The following is a 26,278-nucleotide window of genomic DNA, read 5'->3' as shown; positions in this document are numbered from 1 at the left end:
CGTTCGGAACGGGGCGGGGGTTAAGGAGTATTCTACTAACTTACTAGACAAATAAAGAGAAAGGCCGACAGATTTGCAAAAGTGCCGGGCAAAAAAAATGGCGGCCATTTACAGGCCGCCTGCAACCCACAACAAAGAGTGGCACAGCATTAATCTGCGATTACATAATTGTAGTCCTTGACTAATCTTGGGCTTTTACAAGCCTGTATTTGTGGTCAGCTATCACATTAACTCATGGAAAACAGCAACTGGGTTGCTTGCCGAGGATTTGTGTGCTTTCGCGCCGCGGCCCGGAAATCCGTATGACGGACCACCGGTTCCTGTAATGTGATAGAAGAGGTTGCAATAGCGAAATTAACACATTCATTTCTTCCTGCAAAACCTTATCGGATTGATAGGCCCGCTCATTTTTTGATAGAGTAGGGCAAATCTGCCAAATGGCAGTATATGCCGCATTTGTTGTACCCACAGAGGGAAATGCCCTCAAAAGCCGTTTTTGGCATGGCTTTTGAGGGCTTTCGGGCATATTATGGAAAGTTTATCTCAGTCAGTTAATGCGGGAAGGCTCATCATAGTCGCATACCGGCTACCGTTTAAGGTGGTTCGGGACGGCGGTGGTTCCCGACTATTTCAAAATTCCGGCGGCCTGGTTTCAGCGGTACTCTCGCTGGTGAAGGATCAGCAAAACGAAGCTTTCGACGCACATCAGAAGATCCAGTGGATCGGCTTTTCCGAGAATACACCGGAGGAGCTCGAAGGGCAGTCGATGGAGAATGAAAATTTCCGGGCGCACCCGGTTTTCATTCCCGACGAGCTCAATGAAAATTACTATGAAGGCTTCTGTAACAACCTGATATGGCCGCTTTGCCATTATTTCCCTTCGCTGGCCCGGTTTCACGATGTGTATTTCGATGCCTACCGTGAGGCGCATGAATTGTTCTTCGAAAAGGTGAAAGAAGTGATCCGTCCCGGCGATGTGGTGTGGGTGCAGGATTATCAGCTGATGCTGCTTCCGCAAATGATCCGGAATGCTTTTCCTGAGAACAAAATCGGCTTCTTTTTTCACATTCCTTTTCCTTCTTTTGAGATATTCAGGCTGCTGCCGGTAACTTGGAGAAAGGCAATCGTGGACGGCATTCTGGGCGCCGATGTGGTGGGGTTCCATACCAACGATTATGTGGAATATTTTTTGAAAGCGGCGAGACTTGTCTCCGAATTGGGGAATAAATTGCATTACATCAACCTGGGTAACCGCATTGTCAAGGTCGATTCATTTCCGATCAGCATTGATTTTGATAAGTTCAACGACGCCTACGACGACCCGGACGTAACAGCCGCCCGTTCCGACGCCCGGCAGTCGCTTAAAGAGAAGATTATTTTCTCGGTCGACCGTCTCGATTATTCCAAAGGTATTATCCACCGCCTGCATGGTTACCAGCGTTTTCTTGAACAAAACTCCGATTGGCACGAAAAAGTATCGTTTGTGATGGTAGTCGTGCCGTCGCGTGACACCATTGAACAATACCAGCAAATGAAGTCGGATATTGACCAGACGGTAGGGAAGATCAATGCCGATTTTGGAATCATATCCTGGCAACCCATCATATACCAGTACCGTTCGATGCCTTATCACGAAATGGTGGGCATGTACACGGCCAGCGATGTGGCGCTGATCACGCCCGTACGCGACGGTATGAACCTCGTTTGCAAGGAGTATGTCGCCAGCCGGAAGGATGGCCACGGAGTGTTGATTTTAAGTGAAATGGCCGGTGCCGCGGCCGAGCTGGGCGAAGCCCTGATCATTAACCCACTTGACAGGCAGGACATTGCGGATGCGATCAAAACCGCTTTCGAAATGCCGGAAGAGGAACAAAACAAACGAATGAACGCTATGCGCGAAAGGATCCGCGATTACGATGTGTTCGCATGGACCAGTGATTTTTTTACCCAAATGACAATGTTAGAATTAGAACACGACCGCTTGCGCCAGGTTTTCCTGAACAACAAGGGCATCGACGCAATCCGGCACGCTTACCAATTATCCAATAACAGAATTCTCTTCTTTGATTACGATGGTACCCTGGCGCCAATCGTTCCCGATCCGGCAAAGGCGATTATGAGCGAGGATGTAAAAAAATTGTTGGCCGAAATTGCCAAACGGGATACCGTGGTGATCGTCAGCGGGCGCGACCGCTATTTTCTCGATAAGCTTTTCAGCGACCTGCCCGTGCATATGATTGCGGAGCATGGTGCGTTGATCAAAGCAAAAGATTCCGGTGAGTGGCAGCTGAATGAGGGTTATGAAGAAAACTGGAAGGATGGTATCCGTCCGATGATGCAGATCTACGCCAAACGTTGCCCCGGCGCATTTGTGGAGGAAAAGGAGACCGCATTGGCATGGCATTATCGCACCGCAGACGACAAGGAATATGCAAGCCGCCGCGCACAGGAGCTGCTCTGGCAACTCAAAAATTACATCCAGCCGGAACTGAACTTGCAGGTGATTGATGGCAACAAGGTGGTGGAAGTCAAGAAAACTGCATTCAATAAAGGGACTGCCACCCGGACATTCGTAGAAAGCGGCGATTTTGATTTCATTCTGGCCATCGGCGACGATACGACCGACGAAGACATGTTCGAGGCATTGCCGGATACTTCTTTTACCATCAAAATAGGGGATGACCTTTCGGCCGCGCGCAATCATATCCGCAGCCAGGACGAAGTGTTCCATTTCCTGCATTTTATGGTTTCGCCCGTAGGCGAGTAGGAAGGGCTTTTGTATTTTAGCGGTTCTATGGAGGAACCGCTAAAATTGCTTCATTCGGTCGTTCAGGCCATTCATCCGCTCGATCAAGCCGATTGGGAGGCACTCTCGCACATCTGGAGGCCTTTCAGCGCCCGGAGGAAAGAGATTATCACTTCCGCGGGCGAAACCGAGCGGTATGTTTACTTCGTTACTGACGGCGTTCAGCGCATTTACTACCTCGATGACCAGAGCCGCGAGGCGACCATCGCATTTACCTACCGGCCATCGTTCGGGGGCATTATCGATTCGGTGATGATGGACGTGCCATCGCGGTATTATTACGAAACACTTACGCCGTCGAGCTTTATCCGTGCGCCTTACACTGAGTTTAAGGAGGTGGCTTATGAGCGTCCGGCGATCGAGCGTATGCTCCGGGCAGGCATAACGAATACGCTTTCCGGTATTCTGGAGCGTCTCGTGGAGGTGCAATGCTTTTCTTCGGAGGATAAATTTCGCAACCTGCTCAAACGCAGCCCGCATATCCTGCAACTGGTGCCGCATAAGTACCTCGCCAATTACCTGGGCATCGATCCAACCAATTTCAGCAAGCTTGTGAATAAGGTCCGGATTTGAAAATGTTGGTTTTTACCAAATATTTCAAGGAAACGGAAGCGCAACTTTGCGACATCAAAGTATCGAACGCCCATGGAAACCATCAATAAGAAGGACTTACTGCAAAAGCTTGACGATGTAGTCGAGCAACACATTTCGGATGCTGTTGCATTGTTTCAAAACAGGAACGATGAATTTCTGAACAAACCATCGGCCACGGGTGGTTGGAGCATCGCACAATGCCTGGACCATCTCAACAGCTACGGACATTACTATTTGCCCCGCATGCGTGATAAGCTCCGGGCTGCCCCACCTGCCGATGCGGAGGGTTTTACCAGCACCTGGATAGGCGCTTATTTCACCAAAATGATGGACCCGGAAACAGGAAAGCGTAAGTATAAGGCGTTCAAAGGGCATATTCCGCAATCCCGACTGGATTCGGCGAGTGTGGTGAGGGAGTTTATCAGGCAGCAGGAAGAGCTGCTATACCTCCTGCGCGACGGGATGGGCAAGGACCTCGACGCCATCCGTATCCCCATATCCATCTTGCCATTTATCCGCATGAAAATCGGGGATGTTTTCCAGTTTATCATCGCACACAACGAACGCCATATGCAACAGGCAAAACGCAACCTGGTGCCCGAAAGCATTTGTTAGCTATAAAAAAGCAGCCACCGGAAACCGATGACTGCCCAAGGAAAGGAATGGATAGCCGTTAAACGTCAGTAGTTTATGCAATTGCTAGGCCGTTGGTGTCCAAATGGCTCTCATTCATGTTTTCGAGCTTGATAAAGTGGCAAACGTAACCGGCAGATCGCAAGGCAAGCTGGATACGGGTGAAATCCGGTAGTTCGGAGGTCAGGGTCAGGAGGAAGTCCTGAAAGTCATAGGCCCAGTGTTTTACATTCAATTGTTTCAGGCAGTCGTGCAGCTTTTGCAGCGATTTGCTGGCCTGGATATGCGTCCGGAAGAAAATTTTATATGTATTAGCCATTGGTCGTTACGTGAAATTTAGGGGCCGGATGTTACCGACCTGATTTAGATTGTTGATTTATTCATTCAAAACTACTACTTATTTAAAATGATTCCAAATAAGTATAGGCGTTTATTTTTGCATCAAAACAAAAAAGCTCCGCAACCATGATACCAAGTTGCGAAGCTTTTCTGAAAACTTCTTTTATTGCTATATTAAGAATTTATTAGATTTTATAAATTCTTGCGAAATAGTAGGCTAATGCCGTCAGGCCCAGTTCCTTTCCAGAAAGTTGACCCAGTTGCGCCACATGATATGCTCGATGTCGCTTGCAGAGTAGCCCCGCGCGGCCAATAGTCCGGGAATCGTTTGCAGGTCGGCGATGGAATCGAGGTCGCCCGGCGATTGCTCCTTGCCATAAGCACCGTCCAGGTCGGATCCTATGCCGACGTGCATGGCATTGCCGGCAATCTGGCAAATATGGTCGATATGCTGCACAACGTGCTCGATTTTCAGTCCGGTACTTTCGGGAGTCGACTTGCCGCGTATCCAGCCTGGAATCATCATCCAGGCATCAAACGCCATGCCGATTACCGCGTCGCGTTCCAGCAGGGCCTTGATCATCTCGTCGGAAAACTGCCGGTTGTGAGGCGTAATAGCGCGAACGAGGTTATGACTCGCCCAAACCGGGCCTTTGTATAAATCCATCGCTTCCCAGAATGCCGTGTCGCACAAATGCGTCGCGTCGAGGATCATATCGAGCAGGTCCATTTCGCGGAGCAGGTCTTTGCCTTTCTCGCTCAGCGGCGCGTCCGAGTCAGTCCCGTACGCATACACGCCCGGGCCGTAATGCGCGGGCCCGATCGCCCGCAGGCCATAGCCGTAAGCAGTTTCGAGGTTTTTGAGGCTTACGAATGAATCGGCGCCTTCGAGGCTGAGGATGTAGCCGATAGGCAAGCCCTCGGTCGATTCGGCATTCTGCCACAATTCCAGATGGCTGCGGAGGCCCGCCAATCCGGTGATCTGCACCATTTCGCCAGCTTCCTCCATGGCTTTGTACCATGCCACCTGCGCTTGCGTGATCGCCCATGCCTGTGCTTGTGAATGCCAGCCGGGGATTTTGCTGTCGGGTTTAATGTAGCGGCCAATTTGCGTAGCTACGCAAAGCCCGATATTGCCTTTACGCATTTCCGGAAAACTCACTACGCCTTTGCCGCGGTCGGGCTTGTCGGTGAGGTTCTTTTCCCGGTCGCGGATCGAATACAGATCCTGGGTAAGGTCCCGGTTCCATTCCACGGCATTCATGGAAAGGTCGAGATGTGCGTCGAAGAGGAACATTGGGGTAATGGTTGAATGAGTGATTGTATGATTGTCATTTATTACCAGGCATTGTCAGGAGTAGTCAGGTATGGTCATTTATAGTCAGAAGGTTATGCAATAGGTCATTTATAGCCACAATTCTTTACTACACTTGACAATACCTGACTACACGTGACGGTTCACCTAAATCGTTATCCTCCTGCTCCTCGCCGTAATTTTCCATTCTCCAACGATATTGCCGTCCTCGATCACCGTTGCAAAGTCGTGCAGCGCTACGGTCGGGCAAATGTGGTGGGGGAGTGCGTAAAAGACGTCGCCGATCTGGATCGCTTCCCATGCATCGGTGCCTACTTGCAGCACGCCGTGCTCTTCGCTTTGGCCTAGTAATGTGTATTCGGGCAGGTTGAGCAGACGAAGGCGGTTTTCGATTGGATTTTCGGCGGAAATGGCTTTGTGGCCAAGATCTATCGTGACGATGCCCGGAGTGGGTTTGGAGACAACGCGCGTCAGGATCAGCGCTGCGTGTTCGAAGGGCTGGCCGTCGAAACGATCGCCATAGCCCCAGTCCCAGAGTACATTCGTGCCTGGGCTGAGGTAAACATCCGGCCGGAGCGTGTGCACCGTGAAAGATGGTGACCCGCCGACGATGATCATCGGTTCGTAGCCGCATTCGGTTTCAATACGGTCGAGCAACGGAAGTACTTTTTCATAGGCTTCGTCGGCAGCGGCTTTGCGTTCCGAAAACTCCGGATTGCGGATATGCCCGTCGTAAATGTGTACACCGCCGAATACGAGTCCTTCGAGGCTGCTCACATAGCGATAAAGTGATAGCAGGCTCTCGTCCGTAGCATGGCCGGTTCGGTTCATGCCGTTGTTGACGTCGAGGAACACGGTCGACCGGAGTTCCCGGGAAGTGGATGCCTCATTCAGTAATGCTGCGGTCTGCTCATTGTCAATGAGCGACGCAAAGGTCGTATTCGGGAACTTCGCGCGTAATGCGAAGAGCCGGTCGATATTCGGGCCGACGAGTTGGTAGGCGATCAACACCCACGGGGCCCCGGCGCCGGCCACCATTTCGGCTTCGGCAATGGTGGCACATTTAAACTTGGAAATGCCCGCAGAAAGTTGCTTTTCAACGATCTCCGGGCATTTGTGGGTCTTGACATGCGGCACAAGTCTTTCCGGAGAGCCGGCGATGCTGACCATACTCCGAATGTTGCTTTCGATGCGATCTTTATAGAATAGGAGCGACGGGGAAATTACTTTCTCCGGATTGTTGAGCAGGTACCAGGACATGTGATGCAGGTTTGCGTGACGAATTGGTCAAGTTTTGTCATGTATTGTCATATACTGTCATGTATAGTCATTTGTGGCCAAGTGTAGGTGTGAACACAATAAATGGCTTTCCAACAATACCTGACTACTCCTGACTATTTCGTCCTCAGGTTCATTACTTTTCTTCCAATTCAAACATCGCCTCGATCTCCACAGGAATGTTATCAGGCAGCGTGCCCATACCTACGGCGCTTCTTACGCCGATACCGTTTTCTTCCCCCCAAACCTTCGCGAAGAGCTCGCTGCATCCGTTGATGATGAATGGGTGTTTTTCGAAATCGTCGGTACAGTTTACCATACCGAGAACCTTGATCACTCTTTTGACGCGGTTAAGGCTGCCTAGATTGGCTTTCAGCGTGGACAAGATAGCCAGACCAACCTGACGCGCAGCGAGTTTGCCTTGATCTGGATTGAGGTCCTTTCCGATGCGTCCGATGATCAGCGTGCCGTCGTCCTGTACCGTGCCATGTCCGGAAACATAAACCCAGCGTTTGTCGACAATCAATAACGGTTTATAAACGCCCAGCGGTTTTGGAGCGGGAGGGAGGTTAAGGCCAAGGGCTGCGAAGTTTGACTCTGGTGTATTATCCATATTTAATGAGTGGATTATTGAATTTGAAATTCTTGATTATTCGAATTTTGAGTCTGGAATTGTTGTAAAGTGCTCTTTTAATCTATACTTAATTCTCAAATTATAGATCTGATTCTAATCTATAAATTTGATTATCAATCTATAAATCTAATCCCCAATCTATCTTTGACTAGCAATCTATATATCAATCTGAAACCGTTCGTTGAAACGAACGGCAAGGGGAAAGTATAAGGATTGATTAACGGGGCCGGAATACTCTTCAGCTGTTATAAAAATCTATTTCCGTCCGTTTTTACGGACGGAGGCGGCTTAGCTTCGCTCGCCTGGCTTTCATTCGGCTTCGGCTCAGACGAACAAATTTAGTACTAAAACGCCCAGCAAACCCATTATTGACACAATAGTTTCCATCACCGACCAGGTGAGGATCGTGTCTTTGATGCTCAGATTGAAGTATTCTTTGAAGAGCCAGAAGCCGCCGTCGTTGAGGTGGGAGAACATTAAACTGCCTGAACCTATGGCGAGTACGAGCAGCTCCGCGGGTACGCCCGCATTTGCGAGCAGGGGTGCGAGAATGCCGACGGTCGTAAGTCCGGCAACAGTAGCGGAGCCCACGCAAACGCGGATCACAGCCGCAATGGCCCAACTGAGCAGGAGCGGGGAAATGTCCATTCCCTTGAGGCTTTCGGCAATGAAGGTGCTCACGCCGCTGGCCGTCATGATTTCCTTGAATACACCTGCGCCGGCGATGATCAGCAAAATTGAGGAAACGCCTTTGAAGGCTTCTTCCATGGATTTACCCACCTTTTTCATGCTCATACCACGCTTTACACCTAATGCATATGCTGCGAAAAGCACCGAAACCAGCATTCCGAAATAGGGCTCTGCCAACAATGCAATCAGTTTATTGTCGGGATAAATGCGTTTCACGCCCGACATGGTCGTAAGCAGAAACACAGGAAGTAACGCGGTAACGACGCTGATCCCCAATCCGGGAAGTTCGGAAGCGGGGCGGGGTTTTACGTCGAACAGGTCGGCGTCGGGCTTGGGCTGGAACCGTTTCAATGTCTTTCCGAAAATAGGACCGGCCACCGCGATGGCCGGCAGCGAGACGATCATGCCATAGAATAGGGTCTTGCCCAGGTCGGCATGTAGCTGGCTCGCGATCGCCGCCGGGGAAGGGTGGGGTGGGAGGTACCCGTGCGCTACCGATAATGCGGATAACATTGGTATACCTATATATAATAATGGTAAACGGGCGGTTGCACTGATCATAAAAATCAATGGAATCACAATCACGAACCCTGCATTATAGAACAATGGAATGCCTATCACAAATCCCGCGAGCGCCATACCCCATTGGATATATTTCTGGCCGAAAAGGCTGATCAGCGCGTCGGTAATGCGCTGGGCTGCGCCACTGTCTGCCACCATCTTCCCTAGCATCGCCCCGAACCCGACAATGAGCACCAGGTCGCCCAGGGTCCCTCCCACACCTTTCTGGATGGCTTTGCTTACCGTGTCTACTTCCAGCCCGCTCGCGAGCCCGAGCGCGATCGAAACCAGCAGGAAGGAAATGAATGTGTCGATTTTAAGCCAGGCAATGAGAAGGATTAGGGCGAGGATCGCGATAAAGGTTAATAGTAAAGGCATAGGTGAAATTGTCGAAAATTAAGCTATTCCTAATAAGCAGGAAGAACGGGATTTTTAATGATAGATGCCAATTTAGTTTTCCCCTGGATATTTCTGGAAGGTAATGTACGGATAGTCACCGATATACGCCCAAGGGGCGGAAATAGCACAAAAGATAGTTTGTTAGAATGCTTAAAAATGGCGAAATTTGACTTTTTAGTACCAACAAGATTGTATTAATCCGCTGGGCGATTGAATCTATCGGTTTAGCCCAACTTAAAATTTTGATTCTTTTCTAATCGTTTATGGCAGAATCTTCTGGTGAAAACATTATCCCGATTAATATCGAGGATGAAATGCGTGGAGCCTACATCGATTACTCGATGTCCGTTATCATCTCCCGCGCTTTGCCCGACGTTCGCGATGGTCTGAAACCCGTTCACAGGCGGGTCCTTTATGGAATGGACGATCTGGGCGTAAGTTACAACCGGTCCCATAAAAAATCGGCTCGTATTGTTGGGGAGGTTTTGGGTAAATACCACCCGCACGGTGACTCATCGGTTTATAACACGATGGTGCGTATGGCCCAGCCATGGTCGCTGCGCTATCCGCTCGTCGATGGTCAGGGTAACTTTGGGTCTGTCGACGGCGACAACCCCGCGGCGATGCGTTATACGGAGGCAAGGCTGAAAAGAATTGCTGACGAGCTGCTCGCCGACCTGAACAAGGATACGGTTGACTTTCAACCTAACTTCGATGACTCGCTGAGCGAGCCTTCGGTGCTTCCCGCCAAATTCCCCAACCTGCTCGTCAACGGATCTTCCGGTATCGCGGTAGGTATGGCCACCAACATGGCGCCGCACAACCTGGGTGAGGTCGTGGACGGCGTACTCGCTTACATCGACAACAACGACATTACGATCCCCGAACTGATGGAGCATGTAAAGGCTCCTGACTTCCCGACGGGTGGTATCATTTACGGTTACAACGGCGTCCGTTCGGCGATGGAAACCGGCCGCGGAAGCATTATCATGCGTTCGAAGGCACAGTTCGAGGTTTCCAAAACCGGTCGCGAGCAGATTATCGTAACCGAAATTCCTTATATGATCAACAAAGCGGCGATGATCGAACGGATCGCGTCGCTAATCAACGACAAGAAACTCGAAGGTATTTCCGACATCCGCGATGAGTCGGACCGCGAAGGTATGCGCATTGTTTTCGACCTGAAAAAGGATGCTATACCTAATATTGTATTGAACCACCTGTTCAAATACACACCGCTGCAAACTTCGTTCGGGGTGAATAACGTGGCGCTTGTAAAAGGCCGCCCGGTGTTGCTCAACCTGAAAGACCTGATCAAGCATTATGTAGACCACCGGATTGTGGTAATTACCCGCCGGACGGAGTACGAACTGCGCGAAGCTGAAAAACGTGCACACATTCTCCAAGGTTTGTTGATCGCGCTCGATAATCTCGACGCCGTAATTGCATTGATCCGTGCAGCCCGTGACCCGGAAACTGCAAAGACCGGATTGATGGAGCAATTCGCCCTGTCGGAGATTCAGGCGCGTGCGATCCTCGATATGCGCTTGCAACGCTTGACGGGTCTGGAAAGAGAGAAGATCGTGAAGGAGTATGAAGAAATCATGCTCCTGATTGCCGACTTGAAGGACATCCTGGCTAACGAGTACCGCAAATACGAAATCATCAAAACCGAGCTGACCGAAATTAAAGAACGCTACGGAGATGAGCGCAGAACGCAAATCGAGTTTTCGGCCGAGGAGTTCAGCGACGAAGACATGATCGCCGATGAGGAAATGCTCATTACCATTTCCAAAGAAGGTTACATCAAACGTACACCGCTTTCGGAATACCGTACCCAAACAAGGGGAGGGGTTGGTTCCCGTGGTGTGAAGACCAAGGATACCGATTTCACTGAGCACTTGTTTTCCGCGACAATGCTCAACTACCTGTTGATCTTTACCGAATACGGTAAGTTGTTCTGGATGAAGGTTTACGAGGTGCCTGAGGGAAGCAAGACTTCCAAAGGACGCCCGATCCAAAACCTGATCAGTCTCGAATCCGGTGATTCGATCCGCTCCGTCATCAATGTGAAAACATTGTCGGATGAGGATTATATCAACAATAATTACCTCATTATGTGTACCGAGCAGGGCACTATCAAGAAGACTTTGCTCGAAGCATATTCACGTCCGCGTACCAACGGTATCATCGCTATTTCAATTAATGAAGGCGATCGCCTGCTGAATGTAGCATTGACTAACGGTGACAACGACATTGTGATCGCTTCAGCGGCTGGTCGCGCGGTGCGTTTCAATGAAAAAGGCGTGCGACCAATGGGCCGTACCGCTGCCGGTGTGCGTGGTATTAACCTGAACGATCCTGAGAACAAGGTAATCGGAATGGTTTGTATCAGCCGCGAGGATGCGCAGCTGCTTGTGGTTTCGGAACACGGTTACGGAAAGCGCTCAGCAATTGACAGTTACCGCGTTACTAACCGTGGCGGTAAAGGGGTTTCTACCATGAATGCAACCGACAAGGTAGGCAAGCTGGTGGCTATCCGCGAGGTAACCGAGGAAGACGACCTGATGATCATCACGCGCAATGGTATCGCTATCCGTATGAGCGTGCAGGACATCCGTCAGGCTGGACGTAACACCCAGGGTGTGAAACTGATCCGCCTGAGCAACACGGATGAAATTACGTCGGTCACCCGCATTCTGAAGGACCCGGATGAGAAAGCCGAGGAACTGGATGAAGAAGGCAACGTAGTTCCTAAACCGGTAGCGCAGGTTGAAGGTGCTTCGGCGGAGGATATAATTGTTACGGATGATGAATTGGACGAGGATGAAGATGTCGCTGGTGACGAGGAGGAGGACGATGAAGAGCCTTCCGACGACGCAGAGGCATGATTTTTGTAAAAATTATATTAATTGATTTATATTTAGAACTCGAACAATCAATCACAACCAAAGTTAATATTTATGAAAAAACTGTTTTTTGTTTCTGCACTTAGCCTGTTCGGCTGTGCTGCGATGGCGCAGGACGCTGTGAACAAGGCTTTGGTAGATGGATTTCGTAAGGACAAAGAGAAAAGCGATAAAGATGCCACTGATCCCAAAGCAAGTGCAAAGGCTTCATTCTGGCTCGAACGCGCTAAACTTTATGAAAACATAGCCCTACAAGGTTCAGAAGTAGATTCTAGTGCAGCAAAAACGGCTTTGGAAGCCTACAAAAAGGTTGTTGAGCTGGATGTTACGAAGAAAGGGGAGCCAGGTAAATCTTCCAAAGAAGCCGCGAACGTAATCGCCGGCGGTGAAGGAACCCAGCTTTTCAATGCATTCGTAAAGCAAGGTGCTGAAAAGTACCAGGCTAAAAATCTGGGCGGCGCACTGGAAATGTTCCAGGCTGCTCAGGAGATCAACAAAAAGGATACATTGGCATCCCTTTATGGTGGTATCGCAGCACAACAGCTTGACAAAAAGGATATTGCAAAATCTTCTTTCGAGAAATACGCTGCCAACGGCGGTAAAGATCCCAGTGTTTTCTACGGTCTGGCTCAGCTGTACCGTTCGGAAAACAACTTCGACAAGGCTATCGAAACCTTGAACAACGGTTTGAAACAATCACCGGGCAACAAAGATCTGAAAGCGGAAGTTGTGAACATTTTGCTGGCTTCGGGTAAGGAAGATCAGGCGATCCAAGAGCTCGAAGCTTTGGCAGCTGCTGATCCTAAAAACACCCAGAATGTGGTAAACCTGGCTATTTTGTACGATAACATGTACAGAACTTCTACCGACAAGGTGAAGCAGTTAAGCGCCAAAGTAGGTTCAGGTAACAATGCAGCAACCAATGCAGCAAAGGCACTCGAGTCTGAAAAAGGCAAAATCGAAGTTTACGACGGCGAAGTAAAGCGTATCGGCGCGTTGATCAAGAAGCAGCCTAAAAATGCTGACTTGAAACGTCAGCTTGCGGATGTGAACGCAAAGAAAAAAGAAAGCGTAGAGGCGATCGCTAAACTTGAAGCAGAAGCGAAAGCTGCTCAGGAAGCTGCAAAAGGACAAGATGTAGCTGCATTGCAAAAGGAGCTTGCTGACGCGAAAGCGAAACAAAAAGAAGCGAGCGACAAAGCAGTGGCTAACTACAAAAAAGCTTTGGAAATCGATGCTACGAACTACGACGCACTTTACAACCTGGGTGTTTTCTACTTCAACGAAGCTGTACAGCTGAAAGGCGAAGTGGATAACATGAACATGACGGAATATCAGCAGCGTGGTAAAGAAGTTGAAGGCCGTGTTTGCGGTAAATTCAAAAAAGCGAAACCATATTTCGAAAAGGCAATCCAGGCTAAGGACGAAGCTGAGGCTAAGGACAACCTGACAAACCTGAACGGCGTTTTGGAACAATTCGCTGCAAAAGGAGTTGCTTGTATCGAAGAGTAAGAGACGACAAGGCGGTAGCTTCGCGTAGTCGATAAGATAGAAGAGAGCATCGGGTAAATCGGTGCTCTCTTCATTTAGGAATATCTATTTAACATAATATAAATTATACAACAAATGAGTGTCAAAATCAATTACCGGAGGTTTTTGTAAAAAACCTTTTGCTGGTTCATGTCGGTCAGCTGCATTGTAGCCGCCCCCGGCAGCTCATTGGCCATTTTTTGGGAAAATGCAATCGCTACGTTTGCCAAAGCTGCGCGTCATTTCGACGTGCGTCATGTATTAGTTAAATAAATGTTTGAGCAACTAACTATAAAAACTATGGCTATGAGAGATTGTTTGTTTACCTCACACACGAGCCGTTTGGCAAAAAGTATCAGTTGTTTGTCATTGGCTATTTCTATTTTATTAGCTGCTTGCGAAAAGCGTCCGAACATCACAAGTGTTGAGACCGCTGAAACAAGATCCTTTCATGTATCGGCATCCGAGGTAGCTGATCTGGTCGCCAGCCACTTTGAATTAAATGCGTACATGAAAGTTACCGGTAACGACGGTCACCGAAATGCACGTACATCGGCAGTTACGGACACCGATCTTTTCAGTGCCGTCAACGAAATTGTGCGGATTGATACTTTGGTAGATACGGATGGTGCTGATTTACTGTATATTATAAATTTCAGATCGAAAGCACGATCTGATCGGAAAGGATTTGTCGTCATGTCGGCAGACAAAAGAACAATTCCGGTACTGGCCTGGTCCGAGGAAGGTCCCATGGAATTGGATACGCAAATGCCTGATCCTGTGGAGATATGGCTGGATTATGCGAAGGAAGTGGTCAGGCGGGGAAAAAGGAACAAAGAGCAAAGCCGGCAAGCTTTTGTCTCCTGGAAAAAACTTGAAGAGTACCTCGCCAGAAAGGCGGGCAGAATTACCGATTGCCCCCATCCTAATCCGCAGATATGCAGTCCTTGTAATCCGGATTGGAACATTCTGGTCGGCCCGGTGACTACTCCGAACTCTTTGTGGGGGCAAACTTACGGGTTCAACAACTCGATGTGGTCCCGGGGCTGCGGCAAATGCGGAAAGGCCGCTACCGGGTGTGCGGCAGTGGCCCTGGGGATGATTATGCGATTTGATCACAAGCCGTCGGCCGGATACAATTTTGGTATAATGCCCCAATCAATACCCGACCTGCAATGTAGCGGTTTTAATCCCGGCCAGCTTGAAATCGCTAAACTTTTATACAATCTTTCAGCGACGATGAATTCCAGTAATGCTCCCGGAGACTGCGGTACTTTCACGTTACCGGGAAATATCGCAAATGGATTTAGTTGGGCAGGTTATTCCCAAAACGGTTCTTCATCCTCAAATATTGGCATGATGGAAGCAGAAACTCAGTTCGGGCGCCCGGTGCTAATGAGTGGTACTAAGGCAGGTATGGATTTAAACGATGCACACTACTGGGTTTGCGATGGATATAACTCAACGAATTATTGCTATTCGAGCACAGGACTTCCCGAGGATTGCTACTGTATCATAAACACTTATCATCATATTAACTGGGGTTGGCGTGGGAACGATAACGGCTGGTTTACCTTGGGAAATTTGAATCCGGGTGGGAAGGGTAAATACGACAGCTGGTTGAGGGCACGCTTGGGTGTAAAGCCGTAGGTGGACGCATTTGCAACGACAAAATTTGGAAAGAAATGAAAAACCTGTTAAAGTATCTCGCACTAATTTTCACCTCCTTGCTAATGTTAAATTGTTGGGATCAGCATTCTAATGAGCCATTGACTTTGGAAATTGGCGGAATCTGGCATTGGACTAAGACGATGGACCGCCACTATAATGTTCTCGAATTTTCTTCTCCAACCAAGACCGCGCACATTAACGTGAAATCGTTGGCTGAACTCCCTTATGGATCTGAGTTCTTCGAAATACTGGAATTTTATGTAGACAGCGTAAAAGTAGATTCGCTCTTTATGCCGTCAACTGACAATTATAATAGTTCATCGGAGAAAGGAAATCAAGTCATCGTGCATTATCTGGATGGAAACAGAAAGCCAGTAACGGCCCGGTTCAAATTCTTCTTCCCGAGAAATAAAAGCGCCGCGAGCCGGATGGAACTAACCATTCAAAGAAATACAAAAGTATTTAATCCCAATGCTGACACGCTCCTGATAACTGAATATTTCCGTGATATCATGTAGCTACAATGGTAAATATCGCCCTTAGAATTAATCATACAAGCCAATTGTCGGGATAATTGACTTTTATTCAAATGTCAGGGCGATTGTTTTGCAAAGTCTTGTATATATCGCTTTGATAAATAGCGTATATACGGGTGTTTTTGGCGACTTCGTAATTGGTGCAAGGAAATTCATTTTTACATAAAAACGGCTCGATTTGATCAAATCGAGCCGTTTTTATGTAAAAATTTCAAGGAAACTGCTCAGGCTACATCACAAATCTTCACACATTCGGCCAGAGAAACCAGCGGCTCACGCTTGGGAATGAATTCTTGCGCGACGAATCCTTTGTACCCGGTTTCGACAATCGCTTTCATGATCGCCGGGTAATACAGCTCCTGGCCTTCGTCGATTTCGTTGCGGCCCGGAACGCCGCCGGTGTGATAATGGCCGATGTATTTGTGGTACTGCTTAATGGTCGCGATCACGTCACCTTCCATGATCGACATATGGTAAATGTCGTAAAGCAGTTTGAAGTTTTCCGAACCGACCATCTCGCAAAGTCCGGCACCCCAGGCGGTATGGTCGCACATGTAGTCGCGGTGGTTGACCTTGCTGTTGAGCAATTCCATGATCATGGTAATGCCGTGCTTTTCGGCGGATGGCATCAGACGGCGCAGACCGATTGCACAGTTGCGCATGCCGTCATAGTCGGACATTCCGCGGCGGTTACCTGAAAAGCAGATGACTGTTTTATAACCAGCTTCTTTCAGTTTGGGAAAGAGGTCCTCGTAACTCTTGACAAGCTCGTCGTGCAGGGCCAGATCGTTGAAACCTTTTTCGATGCCCATTCCCGCGCCGTTAGGTAGCGCGCACGTGAGTCCGTACTTTTTCAATGTCGGCCAGTCCTCCGGTCCGAGAAGTTCAATGGAAGTGATGCCGATCTTCTTGCATTCCTGTGCGAACGTGTCCAGCGGAATTTTGCCGTAACACCATTTGCAAACCGAGTGATTGATCTTACCATTCAGTTTAGTACCCAGTACGGATTCGGTTTTGGCGAAAACTTCCGATATGGACATCACTCCGGCTGCGGCACCTGCGGCTGTTCCCGCGGCTATATTTTTTAAGGCGTTTCTTCTGGTTGACATAATCTAAAATATGGAATATCAGTACTAAGCGATATCGCAAATAGTGACTCCCTGCTTCAAAGAAGCCAGATCGTCGCCGCGGCTGGGGACAAACTCCTGCCCTACGAATCCTTTGTAACCGGTTTCTACAATGGCTTTCATAATCGACGGATAATAAAGCTCCTGCGTTTCGTCGATCTCGTGACGCCCCGGCACGCCGCCGGTATGATAATGCGCAATGTACTTATGGTACTTTTTGATCGTCGCGATTACGTCACCTTCCTGGATTTGCATGTGGTAGATGTCGTATAGCAACTTAAACTTTTCAGAACCAACGGCTTCGCAAAGTGCTGCACCCCACTCCGTCCGGTCGCACATGTAGTCTTTATGGTTGACCTTGCTGTTCAGCAGCTCCATCACCAGTGTCACATTATGCTTTTCGCAAGTCGGGATCAGTTTGCGGATGCCTTCGGCGCAGTTACGGATGCCGTCATAATCCGACATGCCACGACGGTTACCGGAAAAACAAATGATCTTGTCGTAGCCCGCTGCACGCACTTTCGGGATCACATCTTCAAATCCTTTGATCAGCTCTTCGTGGTTTTTCGGATCGTTGAAACCCTTATCAATGCTCCGGGTTAGCCCTTCGCCCCAGGGCAATGCACAAGTAAGTCCGTACTTTTTGATCACCGGCCATTCTTCCGGGCCAAGTAGTTCGATCGACGTCAGCCCGATTTTCTTGCATTCCTGCGCGAAGGTCTCGAGTGGAATCTTACTATAACACCATTTGCATACGGAGTGATTAATCTTGCCGTTCAGTTGCGGCCCAAGCGCCTTTTCAGAAGCGGCAAATGCATGGGCGAGCGAGCTCGAAAACGTACCCAGCCCGGCCACCGCAGCCATGTTTTTGAGCGCTTTTCTTCGATTTGAAAGTGACTTCATTTAATAGTTAACTATCTGTAATAATGTAAGTTAATGATCGTTCGGGCGGTAAGCCCCCACCCTTTTTCAAGTTCGAACGCATTGCTACATACGTTGTTCTAAGCCTGTGCTTTCTTTTCTTGTACCCACAAAAAAAAGTAGTGATGCTACCGGACCCGTTTCTGCTTTGAAAGCATCAGGATCAACACGCAGCACCACTATCTTAAGCCTAATTAATTATAATCTACTCAAAAAATCGTGTGATCTATTTTCCGCTTTTCGGCGCGCCGGATTCGGAGTAGATCGGGTTATTTTTATTGCCGCCAGCCATCAGGTAGGCTACGAGATCTCTCAATTCATTAGGGTTCAAACCGTTGATCAGACCCGGAAGCATGATAGAAACCGGTGAAATTTTGCTTGATACTACATCCTTCTTAGCCACTTTCCGGATCGTTTTCGGATCAAACGGGTTTTGCGAAACATAATAGAAGTTAGCATCCTGGTTCACCTCACGGCCAACGATCGACTGTCCATCTTTCATCTGGAATGAGATCGAAGCATATTGGTCAGACACCGCTTTGTCCGGTTCGATGATCGCTTCAAGCATGTCTTTTACCGAGAAGCGGGTTCCCAGTTGGGTCAGCTCGGGACCCACGTCGGCGCCTTCGCCCTGGATTGTGTGGCAGCGGCTGCAAAGCACGGCTGAGAAAATCTGCTTGCCGCGTTCGAAGTCGCGGTTGCTGAGACTGTCTTTTACGAGTTCGACAGCCTGGTCTACTTTCCATCCGCGCCCCGGTCCTTTCGGTGTGTAGAGCTTCACGAGGTCGTTGCCTGTGCCTGTAAGCAGGTCGGAACCAGACAGCTTGTTGTAGTAGGCCACTTTGTCGCTTGGTACGTGTTTCAATGCCAGCTGACGAGCCTTGTCGATAAAGCCGATGTAGCTGCGTCCCCCCTGGTAGCTGAATGCCTTGTGGAACCATTTGAAATACTCTTCACGCGAGGCGGGTGTCCAACCGGTTTTAGCACTGCTCAGCATAATCGCGTAGAAAGTCTGCTGCTGTGGCGGCATTTTTTCCAACAACCCGGCCAGGTCAAGACCGTATTGTGGGTTGCGCAGGATCAGGTCGGCCGAAGCGGTTACCATTTCATTGTCCTTGTCATCGAACTTCTCGTTTTTCGCGATCAGCGCGAGCGTTTTTTCGACCACTTTCGGCGCTTCGACGGTTATCAGGATTTTAGCTAAAAATCTGTTTTGCAATGCATTAGCTGACGGGTATTTCGGGTTCAGGTAAGCGATCAATGCAGCTTTTGTGGCGGCATCGGGCTGACCTGTGCGGTACAGGATCACTTCCACCGCACGCAAGAGCGCCTGTTTGTTCAGGTCGTCGAGCTTCGCGTAATCGATGGTAGTCAGTTTTTTCAAAAGAGGCCCTCCTACTTTTGTGGAGTCGCCCTGGCGGCCCAATGCAATGGCTGCGTAAATGATCGACTGAGGATCTTTCTCCGCGTAAACTTTACTTTCCCATTGGCTAACCGGCTGGTGTTCGATAGCCAGACGGCCGGCATAGCGAAGGAAGCGATCCGGGCTTTTCAGCAATGGCCAAGCCTGATCGATCGCTTTCGGATCTTTCTTGACATGGTACTCTTCGATAGCTGTACGCTGCTTGTGCTCGGGGGTAATCACCGGTGTAGCTGCGTTCGACCCTGGCGCAATGTTCTTATAATCACCATAATACACGCGGTAGAGATCCGATTCGAGGCGACGGCCGCCGGTCAGAAAGTACAATGCGCCGTCGGGGCCGATTGCACCGTCCGTCAATGGAAGCGGTGCGCCAGAGAGGAATTCCTCATGATCGGCAGTATAACTAGAGCCGTTTGGTTTCAGGTGCAAGCCGTGAACGATACCAAAGCTCCAGTCGAATGCGAGCAATGTGTTTTTGTACTTCGCAGGGAAGCGCGCGTCTTTCAGGTAAATGAGGTTGGTCGGCGAGCCTTGTCCGATATTCATCACCGGTGAAAGGAAATCTGCAAATGCTGGCGAAGTGTTGGCGGAACCTGTTCTCCAACCGAATTCACCGCCGCTTACCGCATGGCAAACGCGTGTAGGACGATACCAGGGTGTTCCGAAATCCCATTCCATATCCGAGTCATAAGCAAAAAGATCGCCTGCTTCATTGAATGCAATGTCGTATGGATTACGGAAACCGGCCGTGTACAATTCCCAGTTTTTGCCTTCCGGATCGGTATGGGCAATCCATCCGCCCGGTGCATGACGATCGGTCGCGTGGCCGCGCGGGTCTTTAATGAACGGGAAAAGGTTATCGTTCTTCCAGTTTGGCATCAAACGGTAGATATCCATTTTGGGCAGGTCGGTGAAGTTACCGGCCACTACGAAAAGCGACTTTTGATCCGGTGCCATCACAATGCTGTGGGGGCCGTGCTCACCTTCACCGGTCAACGGTTTAATGAGCGTGATCTTGTCATACTGATCGTTATTATCGGTATCCTGCAAACGGTACAAGCCGCTGCCTTTGGGGAAGCGTGCGTTCGACCGGTTGTTGATCATCACGTAAAGGCTATTGAATGCGTAGAGTAAACCATGGGCATAACCCATCGCCACTTTCGCAGTATCTCCTTCTATTTTAAGCACTTCAACCTGAGGCTTGTCGGTAGAGCCGATCGCCGGCAACACCAGGCGGTAAAGTCCGCCGTACTGATCGGAAGTAATCATCCTTCCCTTGTTATCGAATGTCATGGATACCCACGAGCCATTCTTCTCTTCCGACACACTGTATAAATGATCGGCCTTGAAGCCATCGGGAAGTTTCAGTTTATCGACCTTTGAGCCGGGAGGACGGTGTTTGGCAGTTCGGTTACTTAGCATCACTCCACAGAAGACCCCTACGGCGAGCAGTACCGCGAGCGTCATCGGAAGTTTTAACCATTGTTTTTTTGTGTACATTTTACAGCTCAGAGTTTAAGTAAATATGATTGATAAAAAAGGATGAAGCGACCTGATGCGCCCTGACCGGGTGCTCCGTTTGACAGGATTTGTTTCGTCTTAAATAAAGCAAACTAAAACTTTAAATAATCTGATATTACAATATTAGATTGAAACATCCATGCGACTATCCTGTTCTGTGGGGTTTCCGACAGATAAGTATGCTTATCATGCAAAAAGTGCAGCGAGCTCTCGCTTGCTGCACTTTTTTATTCTTTTGCATCCATCAGAAATGCGGCGTCAATGCAGCTTCAACAGCAGGAAGACCGTAGTAGTCGTCCAGGACGGTGAATGCATTTGGTGGAGGCACCGCTCCCGCCGGGAAATAGTATGCGGCTGGGTTAGCCTTCACCTTGGCGCCGTAGGCAGTGATAATTTCCTTCACACGTCCAGTACGCGTAAGATCGAACCAGCGCTTGTTTTCGAATGCGAGCTCTACCCTTCTTTCTTTGAAGATGGCTTCGCGCATATCCGCCTGCGAGGCTGCCTTGGTCGCTGCGAGTCCCGCGCGGGTGCGAACCTGGTTGATGTAAGTAGCGGCGTCGCCGGTTTTGCCCTGCTCGTTCAATGATTCGGCCAGGAACAGCAGCACTTCCGAGTAGCGGTATACAGGCCAGTTCTGACCGGTGTTGTTATGCAACGAGTGTGGCCGAGCGTACTTCTTGATGTAAGGATAAAGCTTGTTGTCTACCAGTGAGGTGCTCAGCGTCACCCAGCCGATCGAAATATCCTTTCTCTTGTCGCCGGTTTCGTATGCCGCAATCAGGTCCGGCGTCGGAATGTTGTTACTTTCCTGCGAAGTCGGCTGCGGGTTGGACGTGCCGGTAATCGGCGCGATTTCGGCAGCGGTGATAGGCGACGGAATGAAGCGATAAATCTGGTTACCGTTGTAGCCCGACGACCCCTCCATGTACTGGATCTCGAAAAGCGACTCCTTGTTGTTTTTGTTGCCCGTTGTGGTCGAGAATGCATCGTTGTAGTCAGGCATCAATGCGTATTGACCGCTGGCTACGATTTCTTTCAGTAATGGCTCGGCCAGCGCCCATTTTTTCTGGGTAATGTAGAGGTTCGCCAGCAACATTCTAGCTGTGCCCGAAGTAACACGTCCAGCCTCTTGTTTGGATTTATCCAGAAGACCAGTGATCGCTTCTTTCGCATCCTTCTCGATCTGTGCATAAATTTCTTCGGTGGTTGACAATGGGACAGGCGCATCGTCACGACCTGTTGCTGGTACCAGGTGAAGCGGTACCTTACCAAACAGGCGCACGAGGTCGAAGTACGCAAATGCACGGAGGAACAGCGCTTGGCCTTTCAGGTTCCCCTTGGACGTCGCGTCGAAATTCACCCCGTCAATTAGTGCGATGATCTGGTTCGCGCGGGCGATGATCCGGTAGTTCAGGCGGTACTGCACCAGTACGTTGTCGTTGGCAGTAATGCCGTTAGCCGTCGGAATCGCGAAATCCGCAACGTTTTCCGTAGGGTCCACCGCACCGTACAGTTTGTTACGGGCGTAGTAGGTATTGTCGGAATGCATTTCCTCCAAAATCCAGGCACGCTCGTTGAACATTTGACGGAACGGTTCGTAAGCCGCGTTTACCGCCTGCTTGAAATCGTTCTCAGAAGTAAAGAAGTTGTTGGAACTCAATGCGGTTTCCGGGTTAACAGTCAGGAACTTGTCCCCGCAACTGCTCGTCAGCCCCACTGCCAGAAACCACGCTGCTATATATTTAGTTTTCATTTCTATCGGAATTAAGATGAGACGTTTTACGAGTCGGGTTTAGAAGTTGAGGTTCAAACCGAGTGTCCATGTACGTGGTACCGGATAGTTGGAAAGATCAACACCCTGGCTAAGGTTACCGCCATCTCCCTGTCCGTCGCCCTGGGCGCTTGTTTCAGGGTTAGGTCCACCCCAATATTTGGTGAAGACATACACCTGCTGAACGCTTGCGTACAGACGGGCCGACTTGAAAAACTTGTTGATACCGCCCAGATTGTAGCCCAGTGTAATGTTTTTGAGCGTAAAGTAAGAAGCATTGGCAAGGAAGTGCGAGCTATTCCAGTCGCGTTCCACACCGGTGTAGTTACCACCGTTGTTGGTAGCACCGTACATTCCTTTACCCGGGGTAATTACCGTCTGAGCTTCCACAACGCCGGTTACAGGGTTCACGCCGTTCTTCACGCGGAAGCGATCCTTGGCGCCGGCCACCATATTGAAAACACCGTCGAGGTTTGCCGTGCTGTAAAGGTGACGTACCCAAAGCTGGTTACCCTGCGAGCCGGATCCGGTGATCGATAGATCCCATCCACCGTAGCTCAATGTATTGGTCAGACCGTAAGTGAATTTCGGGAATGGATTTCCTATGATCGTCCGGTCGTCGGCATCGCCACCGTTGGTGATCACGCCATCGCCGTTCACGTCCTTGAACTTGATGGTACCAATAGCCGAACGGCCCGGGATGATCGCGCTGCTGGCCAACTCCTCCTTGTTCATATAGAAGCCTTCTTTTACCAAACCATAAAATTGGCCGAATGGGCGGCCTACCTGTGTAATGTGGAAAGAACCATACACGCGGTCGATGCCGGGTGCGAGTTCCATCACCTTGTTGCGGTTGATCGAAATGTTGGCATTGGTAGTCCATTTCAATTTGCCCACCAGGTTACGGGTGGTCAACGATACTTCGTGTCCCCAAAATTTGATCTCGCCGATATTGTCATTGTAGTTGGAGAAACCCGATTCCTGAGGAACCTGAACCGCGTAAAGCAGGTTGGTGGTCCGCTTGGTGTAGAAATCGTAGATCAGCTGAATGCGGTCATTCAAAAGACCCAGGTCCAGACCGGCATCAAACTGTTTGGTGGTTTCCCAGCCCAGGTTGCTGTTGGACAATGACGTTACCTGCGCGCCGGTAGCTACCGTGCTTCCGAAAACCGCGTTGGTTGTGTTGTTAACCAGTGCATACTGAGTATAGTTACCGATGTTGTTGTTACCGATCACCCCGTAGCTGGCGCGTGCTTTGGCAAATGACACTTTCGGGATCGACTGCATGAAGTTCTCATCCGAAATGACCCAGCCGACAGACGCCGAAGGGAATGTACCCCAGCGGTTGTCCGAACCGAAACGGGAAGAACCATCCGCACGAACAGCGGCGGTGAAGAGGTATTTGCCTTTGTAGTTATAGGTCAGACGTGAAATGTAAGACATCAGTGCCCATTCGTTAGCACCATTGAAAGTGTTGGAGCCTGAGATACCATTCACGTTAAATGAACCACCACGGTCGATGTTGATTGCTCCCTGGATTGTCGGAAGGCGGTCGTCGGTATAGGTGTTGGCCGTAATACGGTCGAACTCCTGGCGGAAACGCTGTTGTGTAAAACCAGCCAATAACTCAAAGTTGTGTTTTTCGTTGAAGCTGTGGCTGTAAGTTGCCAGGTTTTCGTTCAGCCATGAGAAGTTCTGATAGTTCTGGCGGATGGAAACGGCAGTGGTCGGAATCGGAACGTTGATCGAGCTGGTAGCTGTCGACGGGTTGAAGAAGAAGAACTTGTTGCTCTCCATTTCCACGTTCAATGTCGATTTCAAAGTAAGACCTTTAATCGGATTGTACTGAATGTAGGTGTTACCCAGTAACTTGTTGATCTTCGTCTCGTTCGTTAGCTCATTGGCAGCACGCACCCAGTTAGGATAGTTGAAGATGTTACCTGTGCTGCTCGGGAACGTGTTGAATTTGGTAAGCTCCCCGTTCGCATCGTAGATCGGCATGATCGGCCAGGTGTGCAATGCATTGAAAAGCACGCCCGTGCCGCGGTCACCATCGGTTCTCGGGGTATTGTCATAGACAAATTGCGGCGCCACATTGAATCCGATTTTCACTTTGTTCGAAATATCGTACTCGGTGTTCATACGCAATGAATAGCGCTTGTAATTGTTGTTCAGCACTACCCCTTTCTGGTTGAATACCCCCGCTACGAGCGATGTACGCATATTCTCCTTGTTGGAGCTGACGGTCAGGTTGTAGCTCTGGATCGGCGCAGTACGAAGCAATGCATCGTACCAGTCGTTGTTTTTGCCCCGATACTTTGATGGATCTTGAAATTCTTCGGGTACCGCTTTATTTTCATCTTCATACATCTCCTTTTTGAACTGCGCGAACTCTTCGGCGTTCAGCATTTTCACACGGCCTCTCATTGGTACTTTCTGAATACCCGCGTAAGCATTGAAGCTTACAGCCATTTTGCCCGGCGTACCCCGTTTGGTGGTGATCAGCACAACGCCGTTGGCCGCGCGTGACCCGTAAAGGGACGTCGACGCAGCATCTTTCAGAATAGTAATGTCCTCGATTTCATCCGGGTTCATCTGGCCGATGGTACCGGTAATCGGGAACCCGTCGATTACATAAAGCGGGTCGCTACCGGCTGTAACCGATACCTGGCCGCGAATACGAACGGACATCCCCTGCCCCGGCTTACCGGTGGTCTGGTTGATCTGCACGCCGGCAAGACGTCCTTGTAGTTTTTGAGTGACCTGAGATACCGGAATATCTTTCAGCTCCTCACTTTTAACGGTTTGTACCGCGCCTGTAATTTCTTTTTTCAACTGGCTACCATAACCCACTACAACCACTTCGGTAAGCGCTTTGGCATCGGTGGCGAGTTTAATATCCACGGTTGAGGCAGCTCCGAGAGGAACTTCCTGCGTAAGGAATCCTACGGAAGAGAAAATGAGGACACCGCCTCTATCGGGGACGTTGATGGAGTATACCCCGTCCGCATCGGATACCGTTCCGATGGTAGTGCCTTTGAGTACCACACTCACACCCGGCAGTTTTTCGCCGGTGTCGTCGGTTACCTTTCCTTTGATCGTCCGGTCGGCGATGATGTTGGTGCTTACAACCAGCGGGTTAAGATGGAAACTATTGCCGGCAACTGCACTGAGCCCGCAAGCTGCACCGATAAGCGCCTGGCCCACGGACAGTTTTAGGATCGAATTCAATCGGCCGTAATACGGGGATTGTCGAAATTGATTCATAAGCTTCATTTTTAGATTTAGTAATTAGCAGAGGTCCCAGAGCATCGTCTAAAATGCGCGGGTGACGGGGTTAATCGGTTAAGCTTTTTATTCTCATAGTCATCGGTTTAAGTGAATAATTGTCGGGATTGGGGAAAACTGTGTTTAGGTATGTAAAAAAACGGTGTCGTCTGATCGCGAAACGGATGGCTTCCCTGCGTGTAAACAGGCCTGGAAGCTGACAGATCTATCGTTGATGAAGATTTTGGAATACTCTAAGAAATAAATGTCTTTATGACGTATAAAAGACAATTATTCATGTTTAAAGTAACATTTATGCAATAGTAGAATGATTGAAAGAACTGACTGTC

17 protein-coding genes are annotated in these 26,278 nt (G+C 49.4%); 7 read left to right on the top strand and 10 right to left on the bottom strand.

What is annotated here, in order from left to right:
• The first annotated feature begins 529 nt into the window (after positions 1-529).
• From J2Y43_RS15255 to J2Y43_RS15245, 3 genes are all read left to right on the top strand, one after another.
• Positions 530-2,767 carry a bifunctional alpha,alpha-trehalose-phosphate synthase (UDP-forming)/trehalose-phosphatase gene (locus tag J2Y43_RS15255; RefSeq protein ID WP_309984074.1) on the top strand — a complete coding sequence of 746 codons (2,238 nt, stop codon included), beginning with the start codon at positions 530-532 and terminating at the stop codon, positions 2,765-2,767.
• Between the two features lie 27 nt (positions 2,768-2,794).
• Positions 2,795-3,379 carry a cyclic nucleotide-binding domain-containing protein gene (locus J2Y43_RS15250; RefSeq protein WP_309984072.1) on the top strand — a complete coding sequence of 195 codons (585 nt, stop codon included), beginning with the start codon at positions 2,795-2,797 and terminating at the stop codon, positions 3,377-3,379.
• A gap of 72 nt (positions 3,380-3,451) precedes the next feature.
• On the top strand, positions 3,452-4,015 hold the full coding sequence (locus J2Y43_RS15245) for a DinB family protein (RefSeq protein WP_309984070.1): 564 nt from the start codon (positions 3,452-3,454) through the stop codon (positions 4,013-4,015).
• Between the two features lie 73 nt (positions 4,016-4,088).
• Here J2Y43_RS15245 and J2Y43_RS15240 read toward each other — a convergent pair whose 3' ends face one another.
• From J2Y43_RS15240 to J2Y43_RS15220, 5 genes are all read right to left on the bottom strand, one after another.
• On the bottom strand, positions 4,089-4,352 hold the full coding sequence (locus J2Y43_RS15240; protein ID WP_309984068.1) for a hypothetical protein: 264 nt from the start codon (positions 4,350-4,352) through the stop codon (positions 4,089-4,091).
• Between the two features lie 246 nt (positions 4,353-4,598).
• Positions 4,599-5,669, bottom strand: coding sequence for a membrane dipeptidase (locus J2Y43_RS15235; protein ID WP_309984066.1), 1,071 nt, complete (start codon positions 5,667-5,669; stop codon positions 4,599-4,601).
• A gap of 165 nt (positions 5,670-5,834) precedes the next feature.
• The gene (locus J2Y43_RS15230) at positions 5,835-6,947 is read right to left on the bottom strand and encodes a D-TA family PLP-dependent enzyme (protein WP_309984064.1); all 1,113 of its coding nucleotides are present in this window, start codon (positions 6,945-6,947) and stop codon (positions 5,835-5,837) included.
• A 154-nt stretch (positions 6,948-7,101) separates the two neighbouring features.
• Entirely contained in the window at positions 7,102-7,578 is a 477-nt protein-coding gene (locus J2Y43_RS15225) for a RidA family protein (RefSeq protein WP_309984063.1), read from the bottom strand.
• A gap of 345 nt (positions 7,579-7,923) precedes the next feature.
• A complete protein-coding gene (locus J2Y43_RS15220) occupies positions 7,924-9,228 on the bottom strand; it encodes a gluconate:H+ symporter (protein WP_309984061.1) in 1,305 nt (434 codons plus the stop codon).
• 284 nt (positions 9,229-9,512) lie between these two features.
• Here J2Y43_RS15220 and gyrA point away from each other — a divergent pair, with 284 nt between their 5' ends.
• The 4 genes from gyrA (at position 9,513) to J2Y43_RS15200 (ending at position 15,877) form a co-directional block, all read left to right on the top strand.
• Positions 9,513-12,140 carry a DNA gyrase subunit A gene (gyrA, locus tag J2Y43_RS15215; RefSeq protein WP_309984059.1) on the top strand — a complete coding sequence of 876 codons (2,628 nt, stop codon included), beginning with the start codon at positions 9,513-9,515 and terminating at the stop codon, positions 12,138-12,140.
• A gap of 72 nt (positions 12,141-12,212) precedes the next feature.
• Positions 12,213-13,670 (top strand): tetratricopeptide repeat protein, encoded by a 1,458-nt coding sequence (locus J2Y43_RS15210; protein ID WP_309984057.1) that lies wholly within the window; start codon positions 12,213-12,215, stop codon positions 13,668-13,670.
• A 318-nt stretch (positions 13,671-13,988) separates the two neighbouring features.
• Positions 13,989-15,338, top strand: coding sequence for a C10 family peptidase (locus J2Y43_RS15205; RefSeq protein WP_309984055.1), 1,350 nt, complete (start codon positions 13,989-13,991; stop codon positions 15,336-15,338).
• Positions 15,339-15,373: 35 nt separating this feature from the next.
• Positions 15,374-15,877 (top strand): hypothetical protein, encoded by a 504-nt coding sequence (locus tag J2Y43_RS15200; protein WP_309984053.1) that lies wholly within the window; start codon positions 15,374-15,376, stop codon positions 15,875-15,877.
• 242 nt (positions 15,878-16,119) lie between these two features.
• Here the strand turns inward: J2Y43_RS15200 and J2Y43_RS15195 are convergent, their stop codons facing one another.
• The 5 genes from J2Y43_RS15195 to J2Y43_RS15175 all read right to left on the bottom strand — a co-directional run bounded on the left by J2Y43_RS15195 (position 16,120) and on the right by J2Y43_RS15175 (position 25,928).
• Complete coding sequence (locus J2Y43_RS15195) at positions 16,120-17,004, bottom strand: TIM barrel protein (RefSeq protein ID WP_309984051.1); 885 nt, start codon at positions 17,002-17,004, stop codon at positions 16,120-16,122.
• 24 nt (positions 17,005-17,028) lie between these two features.
• On the bottom strand, positions 17,029-17,925 hold the full coding sequence (locus tag J2Y43_RS15190; RefSeq protein WP_309984048.1) for a TIM barrel protein: 897 nt from the start codon (positions 17,923-17,925) through the stop codon (positions 17,029-17,031).
• Positions 17,926-18,169: 244 nt separating this feature from the next.
• A complete protein-coding gene (locus tag J2Y43_RS15185) occupies positions 18,170-20,866 on the bottom strand; it encodes a c-type cytochrome (RefSeq protein WP_309984045.1) in 2,697 nt (898 codons plus the stop codon).
• A gap of 265 nt (positions 20,867-21,131) precedes the next feature.
• Complete coding sequence (locus J2Y43_RS15180) at positions 21,132-22,643, bottom strand: RagB/SusD family nutrient uptake outer membrane protein (RefSeq protein ID WP_309984043.1); 1,512 nt, start codon at positions 22,641-22,643, stop codon at positions 21,132-21,134.
• Between the two features lie 39 nt (positions 22,644-22,682).
• The gene (locus tag J2Y43_RS15175; RefSeq protein WP_309984041.1) at positions 22,683-25,928 is read right to left on the bottom strand and encodes a TonB-dependent receptor; all 3,246 of its coding nucleotides are present in this window, start codon (positions 25,926-25,928) and stop codon (positions 22,683-22,685) included.
• Between the last annotated feature and the right edge of the window lie 350 nt (positions 25,929-26,278).

Source organism: Dyadobacter sp. BE31, from assembly GCF_031457695.1.
Lineage (GTDB): Bacteria > Bacteroidota > Bacteroidia > Cytophagales > Spirosomataceae > Dyadobacter.
This window is presented reverse-complemented; position numbering and strand designations above follow the sequence as displayed.